Source organism: Flavobacterium akiainvivens, from assembly GCF_001278115.1.
GTDB lineage: Bacteria > Bacteroidota > Bacteroidia > Flavobacteriales > Flavobacteriaceae > Flavobacterium > Flavobacterium akiainvivens.
The window spans coordinates 3,149,500-3,166,438 of sequence record NZ_LIYD01000005.1; the positions used below are offsets into that span (position 1 = coordinate 3,149,500).

Consider the following 16,939-nt stretch of genomic DNA (forward strand, 5'->3'; position numbering starts at 1 on the left):
TTTTTATTCCGCAATGCTGGCTTTGTACAGCCTCAATTCGCCAAAAGTAAAAGCATCGCCCAGCTTTTCTTTCATCTGCGTAAGCGTTTCATCTTTAAAATCTTTAAATGCGGCCTTTAGCGCCCTTATTTTGTCTTCGGGCATAATATCGCCCAACTGCACCTTTCCGTCTTCTATAAGCTTCGCAAAATGGCTCTGTATGGTGGTTTCGGTAAGCTTGCGGTGTGCGGCAATCTCTTTTATGGTCATTTGCTGCTGGTACAGTTCAAAAGTTTCGGTAAGGGTAGATTTTTTTGGTTCCTTCTTAACCTTGTTTTTTGGTGTATAACGCTCATACTCCTCGCCTTCTTCCTCAATAATGCTTACCGGGTTAAGTTTCATTATTTCTTTAATGGCGGCGATTTTCTTAGACTTATACTCCTGTATTTCAGGGCTTATAAGGGTTTCACGGCTCACCGTCTGGCCACTTTGCACTACCTCCATAAGGCGTTTACTTTTCATAAGCCTGAGCAGGGAGTTAGTTTGAAGTTCTTCAAGGTCAGACAGTTCATCAAAATAAGCCCTGGCACGTTTCAGGCGTTTTACCTCCTCTATCTTGGTATAGAGGCTGGTGGCCAGCGCATCCATAAATGGAAAGAAATAATTAACCGCGGCCACTACCCTTTCGTTAATAAAAGCCAAATCAGGTTCAGGCTGGGTAAAAAGGCGTTGCAACTGTGCCACAAATTTTTGCGAGGCGTCTATAATGCTGTAAATACGGTCTTCCTGCTGGTGCGCCCACTGGCGGTGCGGTGCCTTGACCGATTTTTCGCCCTCGCCCAGGTAGCTCATTTTATGTTTTTGCCATTCTTCGGCCAGGCGGTTCCAGTTAAAGCTGTCTTTAAGGAAGTTAGCCGTAAACAGCAGCGTTTCGTCTTTAAGCGACTGCTCCAGCTGGTTGTCTTCGGCGCGGCGTTTGGCGTATTCCATCACTTCCTCATCGTTACTAATGCCGTTCATACGCATCGGAGAAAGCAAAATAAGCCCCTCTAACGAACGCAAACGGCTCAGGGCAACATAGGCCTGTCCCGGCATAAAAACGTGCGATACATCAAGTACAGCTTTGTCAAACGTTAATCCCTGGCTCTTGTGCACGGTTATGGCCCATGCTAAACGCAGCGGATAGTGTACAAACGTACCCAGAACCTCCTCCTCTATCTCCTTGGTGGTATCGTTTACGGTGTACTTTACGTTTTCCCACTCGTATTTTTCAGCTTCAATAGTAACGTTCTCTTCAGGGAAATGCACCAGTATCTCGCCGTCTCCCAGCGACTTAATAATCCCAATCTTTCCGTTAAAATATTTCTTTTCGGGCGAAAGGTCGTTTTTAATAAACATAACCTGTGCGCCTACTTTGAGTTTCAGCGCCGGGTCTACCGGGTAAATCTTCTCCGGGAAATCACCCACAATATCAGGCATAAACACGTGCTCCTTACCTTTCAGCTCTGTGAGCGATGTGGCATTCATAGAATCTGCCTTGTGGTTGTGCGTGGTAAGGGTAATGTAGCCGGGATTTTTACTCAGGTCAAAACCGGGCTGTACAAACTCGTTCAACACCTTGAGGTCGTTATTGGTTATAACGTTGTTTCTCAGGTTGTTGAGCACGCCTATAAAGCGGTCGTCTTTCTGGCGGTAAATCTTGTCGAGTTCAATATATACCGGCGGGTTTTGCTGCACCACATGGCTGTGAAAGAAAAACTTGCCACGGTAATACTGCTGTAAAACATTCCACTCGTCATTACGCACTACGGGCGGCAATTGCAGCAGGTCGCCTATATAGAGCACCTGCACCCCACCGTAGGGAATTTGCCTGCGGCGCACGGTACGCAGCATGTAGTCTATGGCATCAAGCAGGTCGGCGCGCAACATACTTACCTCGTCTATAACCAGCAGTTCCAGGTTTTGGATAACAGCTTTTTTTTCACCTCGTAGCATAAAATGCCTGACAAGGGTGTCTTTGGTTTCAAAACGCACAGTATCAGACAGGTGTGGTGGCTGGCCGTGTACCGGTAAAAAGCCGCCAAAAGGCAGCTGGAACATACTGTGTATGGTTACTCCCCCAGCGTTGAGTGCAGCAATGCCCGTAGGTGCCACTACAGCCACATTTTTATGCGTTGTGCGGATAATTTCGCGCAGCAGCGTGGTTTTACCCGTGCCGGCTTTTCCGGTAAGGAATACCGATCGGCTGGTTTGGTTTATAAAACGTAAGGCATATTGTGCTGCTGCTGAAAAGTCCTGCATGTGAGGGTTTTAAAATTTTCGTTAAATGTAGTATTTTTTTCTTACAAACTAAAAAGGGTTTGCAAAAAAATACCCCCGCTTGGCGGGGGCATAAATATTATTTTTTCTTCTCTTCCTTAGCGGGCTCAGCCGGCCTGGTTGATTTGTAGTTGTCGTTTAGTTCCTTAAGTATCTGGTCTGTAATATTATAGCCATCTTTAGCATATATTATAGACGATACATCAGATGTAGAGTAGATATAATCATACCCGTTTTTCTTGCCATATGCCTCAATGTGCTTCTTGATTTTTTTAGAAACGCTGTCGTTTTGTGCCAGCACTTCATCCTGCATTTGCTTGCCAAGGGTTTGCTGTTCGGCAGCTATATCCTGCTCACGTTTTTGCAGTTCCTGGCCTTTAAGCTGGCTCCATTGCGGGCCTTTAGAAGCCGAAAGCTGCTGAGCCTCAGCATAATCAAGTTTCCACTGTTGCGCTTTCTGTGCAAGGCCACGGCCAAGCTCTTCCTGCTTTATTTTAAGTTTGCTTTCAAGGTCTTTAAATTCTTCGTAGTCTTCAGATATTTTCTGGATATCTACATAAGCCGTTTTAAAACCGGCAGACGCAGCAGTCTTGCCTTCTTCTTTATTGCACGAAAACATAACAAGTGCCGCAGCGGCCATCAAAAACATTTTTTTCATTTTGGTAATGAGGTTTTAAAAAATTTTGGTAAAAATAGAAATTTATATTGATTAATGCGTTTTTTTATTTTTTCGTTAAGAGGTTATATAAATTGGGCATGAGTAAAAATTGTCCTGATTTAAGATCGCTTCGTTCCTCGCGATGACAAACCGGCCTTCGACACGCTCAGGGTGACTAGCCTGAATTTAACACCTCCAAAGATTGCTTTGTTCCTTGCGATGACGTTGATCATAAATTACCGAATATTTTGGTCTGTCATCGGGAGGAACGAAGCGATGTACTTATAAAAACGCCATTTTTCTCACTATAAATTTTCTTTATTAAAAATAGCAACCATTATAAGCAATTTCTTTAAAAAGCGGCTTTAAATAAAGCGTTTTAAGCCGTTTTCTAAAAAAGCCAACCCAACGGCACGTTTTAAAGCAAAAAAGCGCCGTAAAAGCGCTTATTTTAATTTTTAGTGTTCTGCAGCACGTAAATATGCGACGAATACTCGCCATTTTGGCTCCCTTTGAGGTTTGACTGCAATCCGCGCCAAAAACCAGCCACAAAATTCATTTTTCCGGTTTTGTATTTTTCTGAAAGCAGGCTTACATAAAAACTATCAAATTTCATAGGTAGGGTTTGTACCAAATCCATTTGCTGTGCCGCGAAAAGTTTTTGGATGCTTGTTTTACTAAAATGCCACAGGTGACGGGGCACATCATAAGCTGCCCAAAATTCTTTGTAGTATTGCGCATCGTGCGATTTATAATTGGGCACCGCCACAATTAATGTACCGGTTGGTTTCAGTATGCGTTTTAATTCGGCAATCTGGGCCTGCACATCGGGCACGTGCTCTAAAACATGCCACATGGTTATTACATCTTTGCTGTGCGAGGCAATTGAAGCCAAATCTTCGGCAAATACGACTCCTTTACCTTTTGCAATATCTTTTGCCTTGGGGCTGGGTTCTACACCGGTAATGTTCCAGCCGTTTTGTTTTGCCACCACAAGAAAATCGCCCGTACCGGCACCAATATCCAGTATTTCGCCTTTTGCGGGCTGAAACCGTTGTACAAGCTTAATCTTATCGCGCAGGGCTTTTTGCTTAACAGTGTGGTACAGTTTTTCAAAAAGCGAACGTTTGCCATCGGTATGGCTAATATAATCGTCGCTTTCATAATATTTGCCCAAGTCCTGAAGTGCGGGTTGCGGATGGGTTTTTAAAAGCTGAAGCTCCTGGTCAAGGAGCAGCTGAAATGTTTCACGTGAAACAGAATGGTCTTTTACGGTAATGTAAACCGGTTTATTTGTAAAATCCATTTACAGGTTATAATATTCGTTCTTTAAGTTTAAAAGATATTTTACAGCAATGTTTTGATATAGCGAGTTGCTAAGCAAACAATCCTGGTTATAGTCATCTACTATAGAAAGGCCAAGAAATTTAGCGGTACTGCCCACAATGTTAGCATCGGTTTCATTTTGGGTAACCATAAACTGGCTCATATCAAAATATTTATTGAGCTCGGCAGTATCATATAAATAAACGGTAAACGTGTGCCCATCGAGGTCAACGTTATACTGTACGTCTTCATAGGTACCTATTCCGTACTTATCGGCCAAAAACTGCACAAAAGGGCGCTTTCGCGGATTATTCTCAAAAATAAACGCCGTAAGGCCTTCATCATGCCCAAGGGTTTGTTTTCCGTTAGGCAAAAGTGTATAATCTACTATTTGCAGGTTGCCCCGCTGCGTAATGCAAGAGGCGCTACACAGGGCCACCACTAAAAACACCAAAAACCCTTTCCAAGAGAGGGTTTTTAAAATTCGTTCCACGTGAAACACCATTATCGTCCCATATGTATTAAAAGCACCGAAACATCGGCCGGAGACACACCACTAATGCGGCTTGCCTGCGAAATAGTAACGGGGCGTATTTTTTTCATCTTTTCACGAGCCTCATAGGATAGCGACTTAATTTTATCATAATCAAAGTCGGCCGGAATTTTTACATCCTCAAGGCGGTTAAGCTTATCAGCATTGTTTTTTTCTTTTTCAATATAACCGCTGTACTTAACCTGGACTTCGGCCTGCTCTACCACTTCCCTATCCAGGTTGTGTGCAGCAATATAATTGGTCACTTTTTCAAACTTTAAAATATCCTCAAGCTCAATTTGCGGGCGACTGAATATCTTAAACATTTTATCAGACTGCACAATGGGCGCCGACTCCTTTTCTATAAGCACCGGGTTGGCTTCATCTACCGTTAGGCTTGTTTCACGGAAGAAGTTCACAAAAGCATCGCTCTCATCGCGTTTCTTTTCCATACGGCGCAGGCGCGTTTCAGATGCTAGGCCAATTTCAAACGAACGCGGTGTAAGCCTAAAATCAGCATTGTCCTGGCGCAGCAGCGTGCGGTACTCAGCACGGCTGGTAAACATACGGTACGGCTCTTCGGTTCCTTTGGTAATAAGATCGTCTATAAGAACGCCTATATACGCCTCATTACGCTTAAGAATGAATGGGTCTTTCTCCTGCACTTTAAGCGCAGCGTTTATACCTGCCATTAAGCCCTGTGATGCAGCTTCTTCATAGCCTGTAGTACCGTTAATCTGCCCGGCAAAATACAACCCTTCCACAAGCTTGGTTTCAAGCGTATGCTTAAGCTGTGTAGGCGGGAAATAATCGTACTCAATAGCATATCCTGGACGGAAGAATTTTACATTCTCAAAGCCTGCAACACTGCGCAGCGCTTTAAACTGCACGTCCTCCGGAAGGGAGGTGCTAAAGCCGTTTACATATACTTCAACCGTATTCCATCCCTCTGGTTCTACAAACAGCTGGTGGCGGTCTTTATCGGCAAAACGGTTAATTTTATCTTCTATAGACGGGCAGTAGCGCGGCCCAAGGCTTTTGATGCGCCCGTTAAACATTGGCGAACGGTCAAACCCTTCGCGCAGCTGGTTGTGTACTTCCTCACTTGTGTAAGTCATAAAGCATGAACGCTGCTCTACAAGCGGCTTGGTTGTATCAAGGTAAGAGAATTTATCAGGGTTTACATCGCCTGGCTGCTCTATCATCTTAGAATAATCCAAAGAGCGGCCATCAACACGCGGCGGCGTACCGGTTTTCATCCTGCCGGCAGTAAAGCCCGCTTTAACCAGGTCTTCGGTAATGCCGTAAGCAGCACCCTCTCCTGCCCTGCCACCGCCAAACTGTTTCTCCCCAATATGGATTAACCCATTTAGGAATGTGCCGTTTGTAAGCACTACGGTTTTACCTTTTATTTCGAGCCCCAGAGATGTTTTAACACCCCTTATACAGCCGTTTTCTATAATCAACCCCTTTACCATTTCCTGGTAAAAGTCGAGGTTTTTTGTACCCTCCAGCATAAGCCTCCACTCTTCGGCAAAGCGCATGCGGTCGCTTTGTGCACGCGGGCTCCACATGGCAGGCCCTTTTGACTTGTTCAGCATCTTGAACTGAATTGCAGTCTTGTCTGTCACAATACCGCTATACCCGCCAAGGGCGTCGATTTCGCGCACAATTTGCCCTTTTGCAATACCTCCCATAGCGGGATTGCACGACATTTGGGCTATGTTTTGCAAGCTCATGGTAACCAGCAATGTACTGCACCCCATATTTGCCGCGGCGGCGGCAGCTTCGCTGCCTGCGTGACCCGCACCCACCACTATTACATCATATTCTTCCAGAAACATTTTCTTTTCTCATTTGTTCCACGTGGAACGTGAAACGGTTATTTTTGTTTTGTGTTCCACGTGGAACACAAATTTAATTCAATTTTAAAACGTTCCACGTGGAACGTTGTTTGTGGTATTGTATCACGATGTTTCACGTGGAACAAAGTTAATTCAATATCTTATGTTGAGATGTACTACCGTTTTGATAACTAACATTAACAAAGAAAACACCATTGCTAAAAGTGTTTTCAAGTGCTAAATTGTTACTTTCCGCTTGTGCAGTATAGATCAGTTTACCTGACACATCATAAATACTTACATTAGCAATTTCATTGTCTGAAACAATATTAAAACAATCGTTTGCCTTATAAACAAAAGACGATGCTTCCGTAAATTTGTTACCACCCACAACGGTGCCAATTAATCGCACTATACCTCTCTTTGATTCTCCATTAAACTGCATAAAGCTACCAGCAGCCAATATTTTGCCATCATTCAGTGCAACAGCTTTCGTTAAATGGAAGTCAACACCTGCGCCAATACTAAATGAAGTATCAATACTGCCATCATAATTAATCAATGCCATATCATGAACTTCATGATCTCCATAAGCATCAAACTTACCAGAAACCAGATATTTCCCATTATACTTTTCAATATCTAAAATTCTATTGGCAGAATAACTATTTTGAGCAGTAGTAACCGAAAAAGACTCATCTATACTACCATCATCATTAAGTCTGATTAAGGTTGCAACAGTATTACCTGTAGGAACATCAAAAAAACCGGCTGCAACTATCTTGCCATCATACTCTAAAACTACATCATGTACAACACCCCTAACATAATACTTAGAATTAAATGTAGTATCAATAGTACCGTTTTCATTAAGCCTTATTAGGCCTTTATAAAGAGTATCACTGTCATCATTCATGTTTCCGGCTACCAAAATCTTGTTGTCAGCCAAAACAATAATTTCATCAGCTTTTGTAAGTACACCATTATAATCTCCATTATAGGCAAACGTAGTATCTAATGAGCCATCAGCATTCAAACGGATAATTGTGTACCTGTTGCCTTCAGGCGTTTTAAAATCCCCTCCCACAAGAATCTTACCGTTTGCATCTACAGCTATACTGTAAATAACCTTTACAAGACCGGGGGTGCTGTCAAACACAACCGAAGATGTGAATTCAGAATCAAGACTACCATCACTGTTTAACCTTATAATCTGGTTAACCGGATTTCCGTTACAGTTAGAAAAAGCCCCTCCAACATAAATTTTATCATCAGCACCAGCTATGCATGCTACCCCACCAGGAAGACTAATGTTGAAAGATTCGTCTAAAGAACCATCCTGATTAAGGCATGCAAAATCAGCAACAGGGATTCCGTTATAAGAATTAAAGTAACTACCGCCGCCTATTAAAATCTTGCCGCCGTTCAAAAGAAAAACATCGTTTATTACTGCACCATTGGTTACTCCTGTACCCCCCTGATTAAAATCAGCATCTAATGCTAGCGTTTGTGCAGATAACGCCAGCGAACATACAAAAGCAGATAATGTAAAAAACTTCTTCATTTATGAGGATTTATAATTAATTATGATTGGTTAAACTTCAGTTTGGTCGTTAAACATAGCCAGCTTTTCATCTTCTTTAGCGCGCATTTCCTGCTCGCCTTCTTCGGTTTTGTCGGTATAGCCACAATAGTGTAAAACACCGTGTACCATTACACGTTTAAGCTCATCAATAAAGTCAACTTTAAAATCAATGGCGTTGTCTTTTACCCTTTCAACAGATATAAAAATATCGCCGCTAATCAGGTTGCCCATGGTATAATCAAAACTAATAATATCGGTAAGCGTGTCGTGGTTTAAGAACTCAATATTCTTTTCAAGCAGGTAGGCATCATCACAAAAAATGTAATTTATTTCGCCTTCCGTCTTGTCTTCGGATTCCAGCACACGGCCAATCCAGTCGGCATATTCCTGTTCGTTATCTAAATCAAATCCGGTTTCGTAGTTAAAGCTAATCATTGTTTTTAAAGTATTGCTGAACCTTTTGGTTGAAATTAGGGCGCAAAGGTAGTGATTGCCTGTTTAATATCTCTACGCCGTTTAAATATTCCTTTAGGGCTTCAGGCAGTTGGTTACTGGTGTTATTATAGTCTTTTTTATTGGTTTGGCTTTGGCGTTTGTTGTCCTGCCCCTGCTGCTTCATGGCATTTTCAAGCTTTAGCAATTCGTGCTTCAGGTTTTGCATTTTTTCCAGTGTTTGGTTGTCGAAACCTTTATTGAGCAACTGCTTTTCTATGTCTTTCATTTTTTTAGCCGCTGCCTGGCCATTGCCGCCCATGCCTTCTTTTTCCAGCATTTGCTGTAGCTGTTCGCGCAGTTGCTGCTGCTCTTTATAAATTTCCAGTATTTTACCGGCATCTCCCTCGCTGCCTTCTCCTTCTCCACCCTGGCCTTCACCTCCTGGTTGACCCTCACCCTGCTTGCCTTTACCGTCTTTACCTTTCATGCCTTCCTGCATTTTTTTAGAAAGCCCTTCCTGCTTTTGAATGATATCGCCAAGCTGCGGCTCATTGCCCTGCTGACCCTGTTTAGACTTGCCGCCACCCATGCCCTGGCCATTCATTTCCATTTGCATGTTGTTGAGCATATCGCTTAAAAAGTCGGCCAGCTTATTAGCCGATGTTATGGCATATTGCTGGTTGCTTACGCCACGGCCTACTGCATTTTCGGCAAGGTCGGCCAGTGCCTTATCAACATAATAATGCACGTTGCCCACCTCTTTGGTAATGTCTTCGCTAATGCGCGGGTTGCGTAGTGACATGGCAAAAAGGCTGTCGTCTACATGGCGGAACTGTTGCTTTAAATCCTGTTGGCGCTTTAGGTTTTTAGCAAAGTTTGATGAATGCCTGTTGTTGCCACGAAACTGACCCATTACATCTTCCTGCGAAAATGAATAAGCCAACAGGTTATCCAGAATCTGGCGTAGCATTTTTACATCTTCCTGAAGCATTTCCATTTCGCCGCCCATCATGCTTTGCATCATATCGGCACCCATTTGCTTCATTTTTTCTGAAGCCGATTTCTGTTTGTTCTTTGCCTTTTGCTTGCTTTTTTTCTGTTCTTCCTTTTGCTGCTCGTTTTGCTTATCGCTGTTTTGCTCCTGCTGTTCTTCTTTTTGAAGTTCCTTTTTGGCATCGTCCATATCGCTCTTTACACCCTGCTCCTTTTTCTCATCGGCAGGTATATCCATAGGCTTGGCCAGTTCCTGGTTTTGCTTATCGAGCTCGCGCATTTCCTTTTGCAGCTGGTTAAATTCTTTATTCAGCTGGTCTTGTTTTTGTGCATTGTTATCTTTATTCTCGCTCAGCTTATCCTGCTTTTCGGCAAGCTGTTGCAGTTTCTCAGCAATTTGTTCTGCCTTTTTTTCTACATAATAACGCTTGGTAAGTTCTACCAGCTGCTCCAGGTTTTTAATCTGGCTCTTGGCGTTTTTCTTAAACTGATCCATTTTTTCGAACAGTTCTTCCTCGCTCAGTTTTTTATTTAATTCCTTAAGCTCTTCCAGAAGCTTTTCATTTTTTTGGGCTTCTGCTTCGTTTTTCTCAAGGCGTTTCATAAGCTCCTGCTTAAACTCGTCTTCCTTTTCCGGCATAAACTGGTCCAGGTTTTCGTGCAGTTTTTTACTCAGTTCCTGCTGGCGCTGTTCCTGCATTTGCTGACGTTTAATAAAATCATCAACCTTTTTCTGGTCTTTAAAGTCAAGCTCCTTTTTTTCCTTACCCATTTTCTGAAGCTTGTCCATCTCCCCCATTTGCTTATCCTGGTTTTTAATGGCATTCTCCAGGCTGTTGATATTGCTGTTTTGTTCCTGCAATGCCTTGTCTTCTTTTTCGGACTGGGTAAGTTCGCGGTGTGAGAAAACCGACGACTTTGTGCTCTTATAGTTGTGCACGGCATCGTTATCAAAAACCTCAAAATAGTATTCATAATCTACCCCGGCCTTAACATCGAGCCCCGTGGGGAAGCTGTAGTAAAAACGGTCAACCGGTTCGCGCTTTACGGGTAGTGTTCCACGCCTGGCAGCATTAGGGTTATCCTGCGGGTAGTATACAATTTGTAGTTTGGTAAGGCCATAGTCATCGCTCAGCTGGCCCAGTATATAATCTTTTTTCAGGTTAAGACTATCGGGGGCGCTTTGTACGCTAATGGTAGGGTACTGATCTTTAACCGTAGTGATTTGATATTGCAGCTTTTCATGGTTTTTAACCTTGCTGTTGCTGGTAAGTATTTGGTATTCGGTATTTTGCAGGATGGTTTTGCTAAGCGTAAAGGTGTTATCTTCCTTTACAAAGGCCTGTTGTGCACCATCATGGCTAAATTGTATGTCGGTAGTGGCCACAGCGTTTACTTTCCAGGTAACTTTAGTACCATCGGGCACTACGGCGTTGCCTGTACCCTGTACTACCTCCTGTTTTTTGCCAAGGTAGGCCGGAAAGTTAAGCACCATCTCAAAATTGGCAATGGTAGGCACGGCCACCACATTTAGCTCATACGGCTGAGAGGTTACGTTATTGGCTGAAAGCTGAAAGCTGACGGCTTTTGTTGGCTTTTCAAACGTATAGGTAAATATGCCGGGCTTTACATTTTCCAGGTAATAGTTTTCGCTGCCTATGTTTATCATGGCATTTTCCGGAATAACGCTGCCCTGTGTTTTAATCTCAAGGGTAAAGTCGGCGCCCTGTTGTGCAATAAGTGGGTTATTCACCACAATAAATTCAAACGGGGCCGGTGGTGCATAGTGCGTGTTGTAGTGCACAACCCTATCAAAGCTTTGGGTAATTACCTTGCTGTTTCCGCTGATAAGGAAAAACAAAATAAGCAGTACCGGTACAGCAGCATACGGCAGGTACTTTGAATTCTTTTTAAAATTTATGGCATTGGTAAATGGTATAGGCTGTAGGCTGTTTGCCTTTTGCTCGATAGATGCCAGCAGCAGTTCACTTTGCTGAACCTCGTTACTAAGTTGCAGGAAATTGGTTAGCCTGTCGCTTACCTCGCTAAAGTGGTTGCCTATTATAGTTGAAGCCTCTTTATAGCCTATGCCTTTTTGCAATTTGAACAATTTAAAAACCGGAAACAAAATAAACCGTGCCAGGAGAATGGCTTCTACCAAAATAAAAATCCAGAAGAGCGCTGTACGCCCGCCCTGGGGCAGCCATAAAAAGTACTCCAGGAGTAGCGTAAAAATAAAATACAACAGGCCGAGGGCGGTAAACAAAATTGTTCCACGGATAACCTCGTTTGTGTAAAACTTCCTGATAAAGGCTTCGAGTTTGGCGTATATGAGGGATTTTGCTTCCAAAATGTTTATAAATTACGTGTAATTGTTTATAACCGATAAAGATATAAATTCTTATGATGCAGAGGCGTTAATTTTGGATTGTTCGATGATTCGATGATTCGATTGTTCGATTGTTCGATGGTTTGATGGTTTGAGAGTGTATTTTGCAGTTAGTCGAAAAATCGAATCATCGAATAATCCAAAAATCCAAATACCTATCTTTGCACCTTTAAACAAATCTATTAGCCATGTCAAGACCGGTACGCGTGCGTTTTGCACCCAGCCCTACAGGCCCGTTGCACATTGGCGGTGTGCGCACTGCCCTTTTTAATTACTTATTTGCCAAAAAACACGGCGGTACTTTTTACCTGCGTATTGAAGATACCGACCAAAACCGCTTTGTGCCCGGCGCTGAAGAATATATTGTAGAAGCCCTTAACTGGCTGGGCATACCGTTTGACGAAGGTGTGGGTGTAAACGAAAAGTTTGGCCCTTACCGCCAGAGTGAGCGTAAAGAAATGTATGCACAATATGCACAGCAGCTTATTAACAGCGGCTGGGCGTATTATGCTTTTGACAGCGCTGAAAAGCTTGACGAACTGCGCAAAGCCGATGAAGCCGAAGGCAAAACGTTTATATACAACCATGCGACCCGTGGAACACTGGATAATTCATTGAGCCTTCCGGCAGAAGAAGTGCAAAAGCGCATACAGGCCGGCGAGGATTATGTTATCCGTTTTAAGATACCTGCCGGAGAAACGTTGTTTTTACACGATATTATCCGTGGGGATATAAAGTTTGATACTAACCTGCTTGATGACAAGGTGTTGTTTAAAAGCGATGGTATGCCAACGTATCACCTGGCCAATATTGTAGACGACCACCTTATGGAAACCTCTCACGTTATCCGTGGAGAGGAATGGCTGCCAAGTATGCCGCTGCACGAATTACTGTATAAGGCTTTTGGATGGGATGCACCACAGTTTGCACACCTTCCGCTTATACTTAAGCCTGTGGGCAACGGCAAGCTGAGCAAGCGCGATGGCGATAAGCTGGGCTTCCCGGTTTTCCCGCTGCAATGGAATAATGCCGACGGAACATCGTCTATGGGTTACCGTGAGCAGGGCTTTTTACCTGAGGCAGTGGTAAACTTCCTGGCGCTGCTGGGCTGGAACCCGGGCACTGAGCAGGAACTCTTTACGCTTGATGAACTGGTGCAGCTGTTTGACCTTGAGCGTGTGCATAAGGCAGGCGCCAAGTTTGACCCGGAGAAGAACAAGTGGTTTAACCACCAGTATTTCCAAAGGGCAGATAACCACGTACTGGCTACTGAACTGAACCACCACCTGGTTGAACAGGGTATTAACAAGTCTATAGAAGTTGTTGAAAAAGTGGTAGGCCTTGTTAAAGAGCGTGCCACTTTTGCCAGTGAACTTTGGGCATTAAGCGACTACTTTTTTGTTACGCCATCATCTTTTGAAGAAAAAGCAGTAGCAAAACAATGGAAGCCCGAAACCGGTGCCATACTTAAAGAACTGGCTGATATTTTGGTAAACACGCTTGATTTTACATCTGCCAATACAGAAAGCGTTGTAAAGGCCTGGATTGAACAAAAAGGCCTGGGTATGGGTAAAGTTATGCCTCCGCTGCGTTTAGCGCTTGTAGGCGATTTAAAAGGCCCCCACCTGTTTGATATCATCGAGATAATAGGCAAAGAAGAAACCATAGGCAGGATAAACAAAGCTGCCGAAGTTTTAGGATAAACAAAAAGCCTCCCAAATTTGGGAGGCTTTTTTTATCTGTTAAAGAAATAGTAGGTAAATGTAATTGATGCAAAATCATCTTTACCACCAATATTTATGGCCCCGGTATTTGTATCAAGCTTTCTATACGGGCTGTTTATAGCAAAATTGTAGCGAAAGTTAAGCTCCATGTTGTTATGGTACACATTTAGGCCCACTGTGGCAAATGCATTAAGGTGCTCACCTTTAACTGACGATATTTTCATGTTACCTGCCGGATAATCATACGGGTAAAGCTCATAATACATGCTTTCTTTTTCGGGCATAGTAAAATTATTGATGTAGGTAACCGTTGGCCCGGCATGCAGGCCAAACGTAATGTTTTCTTTTTTAAGGCGCAGCAGGTCATAATAATACAAAGCCGATAACCCCACACGCTTACTGTTAAACTTAATCCATTCCGGGTCGTTTTGCCTCATGTCCTGCCCATAAAATTTGGTATTGAACCATATAAAGCTGCCTTCAAACACTAAATCTGATTTTTTAGAAAGCCTGAACCCCTTTACTAACCCGGCAGATAAACCCGTGCCTGATTTAGAAGTTATAAACGTGGGGCTTGCATAATATTCGTTTATGCCGGCAGTAAGGCCAAAGGTGCGTTTATTTTGTGCAAATAGACAAAATGCTTGTAAACAAATGCCCAGGAGGAGAAATTTTTTCATGTTGAGAAGTTCTGAACGGCAAATATCATATTTTTGCGGCTAAATATTCTTCTCATGAAAAAAAAAATTCTGCTGTTTTCATTGCCATTAGTGCTAACATCATGTGGTGTTGAAAATATTATTACTGCTACTCCGCTTGTAACTACTTTTGAAGCCATCAATATTCAGGATACCCATGCCGAAATAGGTGGCGAGGTATATAACGATGCCGGTAGCCGCGTAACCGAAAACGGAGTGGTATTAAGCACTACATCTGCACTGCCTACTGTTAACGACATTAAAGTTGTTGCCGGAACAGGAGAGGGTGTATTTTATGGGGTGTATGATGAGCTACAGGATAATACCACCTATTATTACAGGGCTTTTGGCACTAACAGCAACGGTACAGGATATGGCGAGGTTGTTACCTTTACTACACTGCCGTCTTCGTGCAGCCCGGAGCTGGATAACCAGATAGCTACAGGAACGGCAACACTTACGGTTAACGATGTGGTAAAAGAAACCAGCTGGCTTAATTATGATAACGGTAATATACAGTATTTTACAGAGCCACTTGCCAATAATACCGTGGTTACCCTACAGTTTTATGAAACACACCAGCAACCGCCGGCAACAGGAACCTACTCTACAACACAAATATTTAAGAATGAAGATACCCCCTCTGTATGGAAGGTAAGGATATTATTTAGCACCAATGGCCAGGACAACAGCGGTACCCTTGCCCCTGACGGCGAATTTGTTTTTGTTGAAAACAACAACGGCACCATAACCTTTACATTTTGCGATACTTACATAAACAGCCAGTATAGCCTAAACGGAAAGTTTACTTACATACCTTAAAACCAAACAGAAGCCTCCCAAATGCGGAGGCTTTTTTTATGGCCCTGATATTACCTTTACATAATGTTTTGCAGTTATTGGTAACATTTACACAAATTGTGCGTATAATATATACACACTATTGTGTTAGTACTTTAAATCCAACAATCAATACATTATGGAAAGCATTCCTATTTACATTGTTCTTTTTATTTTAGTAGTAATCTTTTTCTCGTCGTTCTTTACCGTTAAACAGCAAACGGCTGTGGTGGTAGAACGTTTTGGTAAATTCCTTTCGGTGCGCCAGGCGGGCTTACAGCTTAAAATTCCGGTGGTAGATAAAATAGCCGGCAAGATTAACCTTAAAATCCAGCAGCTTGATGTTATTATTGAAACCAAGACCAAAGAGAACGTGTTTGTAAAAATGAAGGTTTCAGTACAGTTTAAGGTAATACAGCAAAAAGAATATGAGGCATTCTACAAGCTGCAATACCCGCACGACCAGATAACCAGCTACGTGTTTGACGTAGTGCGTGCCGAGGTGCCCAAACTTAAACTTGATGATGTTTTTGAGCGTAAAGACGATATAGCCATTGCTGTAAAACGCGAACTTAACGAAGCCATGACCACCTATGGTTATGATATTATAAACGCCCTGATTACCGATATTGACCCGGACCCGCAGGTAAAACACGCCATGAACCGCATTAACGCGGCCGACCGTGAGAAATCAGCTGCTGAATATGAGGCTGAAGCACAACGCATTCGTATAGTAGCAAAAGCTAAGGCTGAGGCCGAAAGCAAAAGGCTACAGGGACAGGGTATTGCAGACCAGCGCCGTGAAATTGCACGCGGCCTTGTAGAAAGTGTTGATACCCTTAACCAAGTGGGTATTAACAGCCAGGAGGCATCGGCACTAATTGTGGTAACGCAGCATTATGACACACTACAGGCCATAGGCGGCGACACTAACAGTAACCTTATACTACTGCCTAACTCGCCACAGGCGGCAAGCGATATGCTTAATAACATGATTGTTTCTTTTGCGGCAAGCGGACAGGTAAACAACAGCATGCAGAAACCGCGTAAGGATAAAGACAAATCAGGATATAAAAAGCCTGACTACAAAAACCCCGATGAAACCGGTACAGCACCTGAAAATACTGAGGTATAATTATAAAAAGGCTTTCAATACTGAAAGCCTTTTTTGTTAAATTAGCGTTTTAGATTAAACTTCGGCACAGATTGTGAATCTAAACCGGTAAACAATAAAATTATAGCATTATGAATAAAAAAGTTTTTGCCCTGCTGCTTATGGCAGGATTATTTACCACCGCAGGAGCTGTGGCACAGGAAAAAGTGATAAAGGGAGAAAGGCTTCAAAAAGCTAAAGATGCTTTTGAAGATATTGATACCGATAAAGACGGAAAAATTAGCAAGGCTGAGGCCGAAAAAGGCCCTAAGGGATACCTTAATGAACATTTTGCAGAGATAGATACAAACAAAGATAACTTTGTTGAAAAGCCGGAATTAAAAGCTTACCTGAAAGACAAAAAAGAATTCAGGCAAGATAAAAAAGCTGTTCTTAAGCCTAAACAAAAATAAGCCACTGCTTAAATAATAGAAAAAGCCGTACTGTTAATAAGTACGGCTTTA

Annotated in this window: 13 protein-coding genes; 4 read left to right on the forward strand and 9 right to left on the reverse strand. The window is 42.8% G+C overall.

The genetic code is table 11. The features are described from left to right. Positions 1 to 3: 3 nt before the first annotated feature. The 8 genes from AM279_RS14150 to AM279_RS14185 form a co-directional block, all read right to left on the reverse strand. Positions 4 to 2,280 carry a helix-turn-helix domain-containing protein gene (locus AM279_RS14150; protein WP_054408682.1) on the reverse strand — a complete coding sequence of 759 codons (2,277 nt, stop codon included), beginning with the start codon at positions 2,278 to 2,280 and terminating at the stop codon, positions 4 to 6. Between the two features lie 97 nt (positions 2,281 to 2,377). Then, entirely contained in the window at positions 2,378 to 2,956 is a 579-nt protein-coding gene (locus AM279_RS14155; protein WP_054408683.1) for an OmpH family outer membrane protein, read from the reverse strand. A gap of 451 nt (positions 2,957 to 3,407) precedes the next feature. Then, positions 3,408 to 4,262: a class I SAM-dependent methyltransferase gene (locus AM279_RS14160; protein WP_054408684.1), complete on the reverse strand. Its 855-nt coding sequence runs from the start codon at positions 4,260 to 4,262 to the stop codon at positions 3,408 to 3,410. After that, positions 4,263 to 4,775, reverse strand: a complete 513-nt coding sequence (locus AM279_RS14165) for a hypothetical protein (protein WP_143090395.1) — start codon at positions 4,773 to 4,775, stop codon at positions 4,263 to 4,265. A gap of 11 nt (positions 4,776 to 4,786) precedes the next feature. After that, positions 4,787 to 6,658 (reverse strand): tRNA uridine-5-carboxymethylaminomethyl(34) synthesis enzyme MnmG, encoded by a 1,872-nt coding sequence (mnmG, locus tag AM279_RS14170; RefSeq protein ID WP_054408686.1) that lies wholly within the window; start codon positions 6,656 to 6,658, stop codon positions 4,787 to 4,789. Positions 6,659 to 6,806: 148 nt separating this feature from the next. After that, positions 6,807 to 8,222: a T9SS type A sorting domain-containing protein gene (locus AM279_RS14175; protein WP_054408687.1), complete on the reverse strand. Its 1,416-nt coding sequence runs from the start codon at positions 8,220 to 8,222 to the stop codon at positions 6,807 to 6,809. Positions 8,223 to 8,252: 30 nt separating this feature from the next. Next, on the reverse strand, positions 8,253 to 8,678 hold the full coding sequence (ybeY, locus tag AM279_RS14180) for an rRNA maturation RNase YbeY (protein WP_054408688.1): 426 nt from the start codon (positions 8,676 to 8,678) through the stop codon (positions 8,253 to 8,255). Beyond that, positions 8,671 to 12,021, reverse strand: coding sequence for a DUF4175 family protein (locus tag AM279_RS14185; RefSeq protein ID WP_054408689.1), 3,351 nt, complete (start codon positions 12,019 to 12,021; stop codon positions 8,671 to 8,673). The genes ybeY and AM279_RS14185 overlap by 8 nt, the downstream gene beginning before the upstream one ends. A gap of 227 nt (positions 12,022 to 12,248) precedes the next feature. Here AM279_RS14185 and gltX point away from each other — a divergent pair, with 227 nt between their 5' ends. Next, complete coding sequence (gltX, locus tag AM279_RS14190; protein WP_054408690.1) at positions 12,249 to 13,763, forward strand: glutamate--tRNA ligase; 1,515 nt, start codon at positions 12,249 to 12,251, stop codon at positions 13,761 to 13,763. 32 nt (positions 13,764 to 13,795) lie between these two features. Here the strand turns inward: gltX and AM279_RS14195 are convergent, their stop codons facing one another. Continuing rightward, entirely contained in the window at positions 13,796 to 14,464 is a 669-nt protein-coding gene (locus tag AM279_RS14195; RefSeq protein ID WP_054408691.1) for a hypothetical protein, read from the reverse strand. Positions 14,465 to 14,518: 54 nt separating this feature from the next. Here AM279_RS14195 and AM279_RS14200 point away from each other — a divergent pair, with 54 nt between their 5' ends. The 3 genes from AM279_RS14200 to AM279_RS14210 all read left to right on the forward strand — a co-directional run bounded on the left by AM279_RS14200 (position 14,519) and on the right by AM279_RS14210 (position 16,888). Next, positions 14,519 to 15,304: a hypothetical protein gene (locus AM279_RS14200; protein WP_054408692.1), complete on the forward strand. Its 786-nt coding sequence runs from the start codon at positions 14,519 to 14,521 to the stop codon at positions 15,302 to 15,304. Between the two features lie 157 nt (positions 15,305 to 15,461). Next, the gene (locus AM279_RS14205) at positions 15,462 to 16,457 is read left to right on the forward strand and encodes an SPFH domain-containing protein (protein WP_054408693.1); all 996 of its coding nucleotides are present in this window, start codon (positions 15,462 to 15,464) and stop codon (positions 16,455 to 16,457) included. A gap of 110 nt (positions 16,458 to 16,567) precedes the next feature. Further along, complete coding sequence (locus AM279_RS14210; protein WP_054408694.1) at positions 16,568 to 16,888, forward strand: EF-hand domain-containing protein; 321 nt, start codon at positions 16,568 to 16,570, stop codon at positions 16,886 to 16,888. Positions 16,889 to 16,939: the final 51 nt, after the last annotated feature.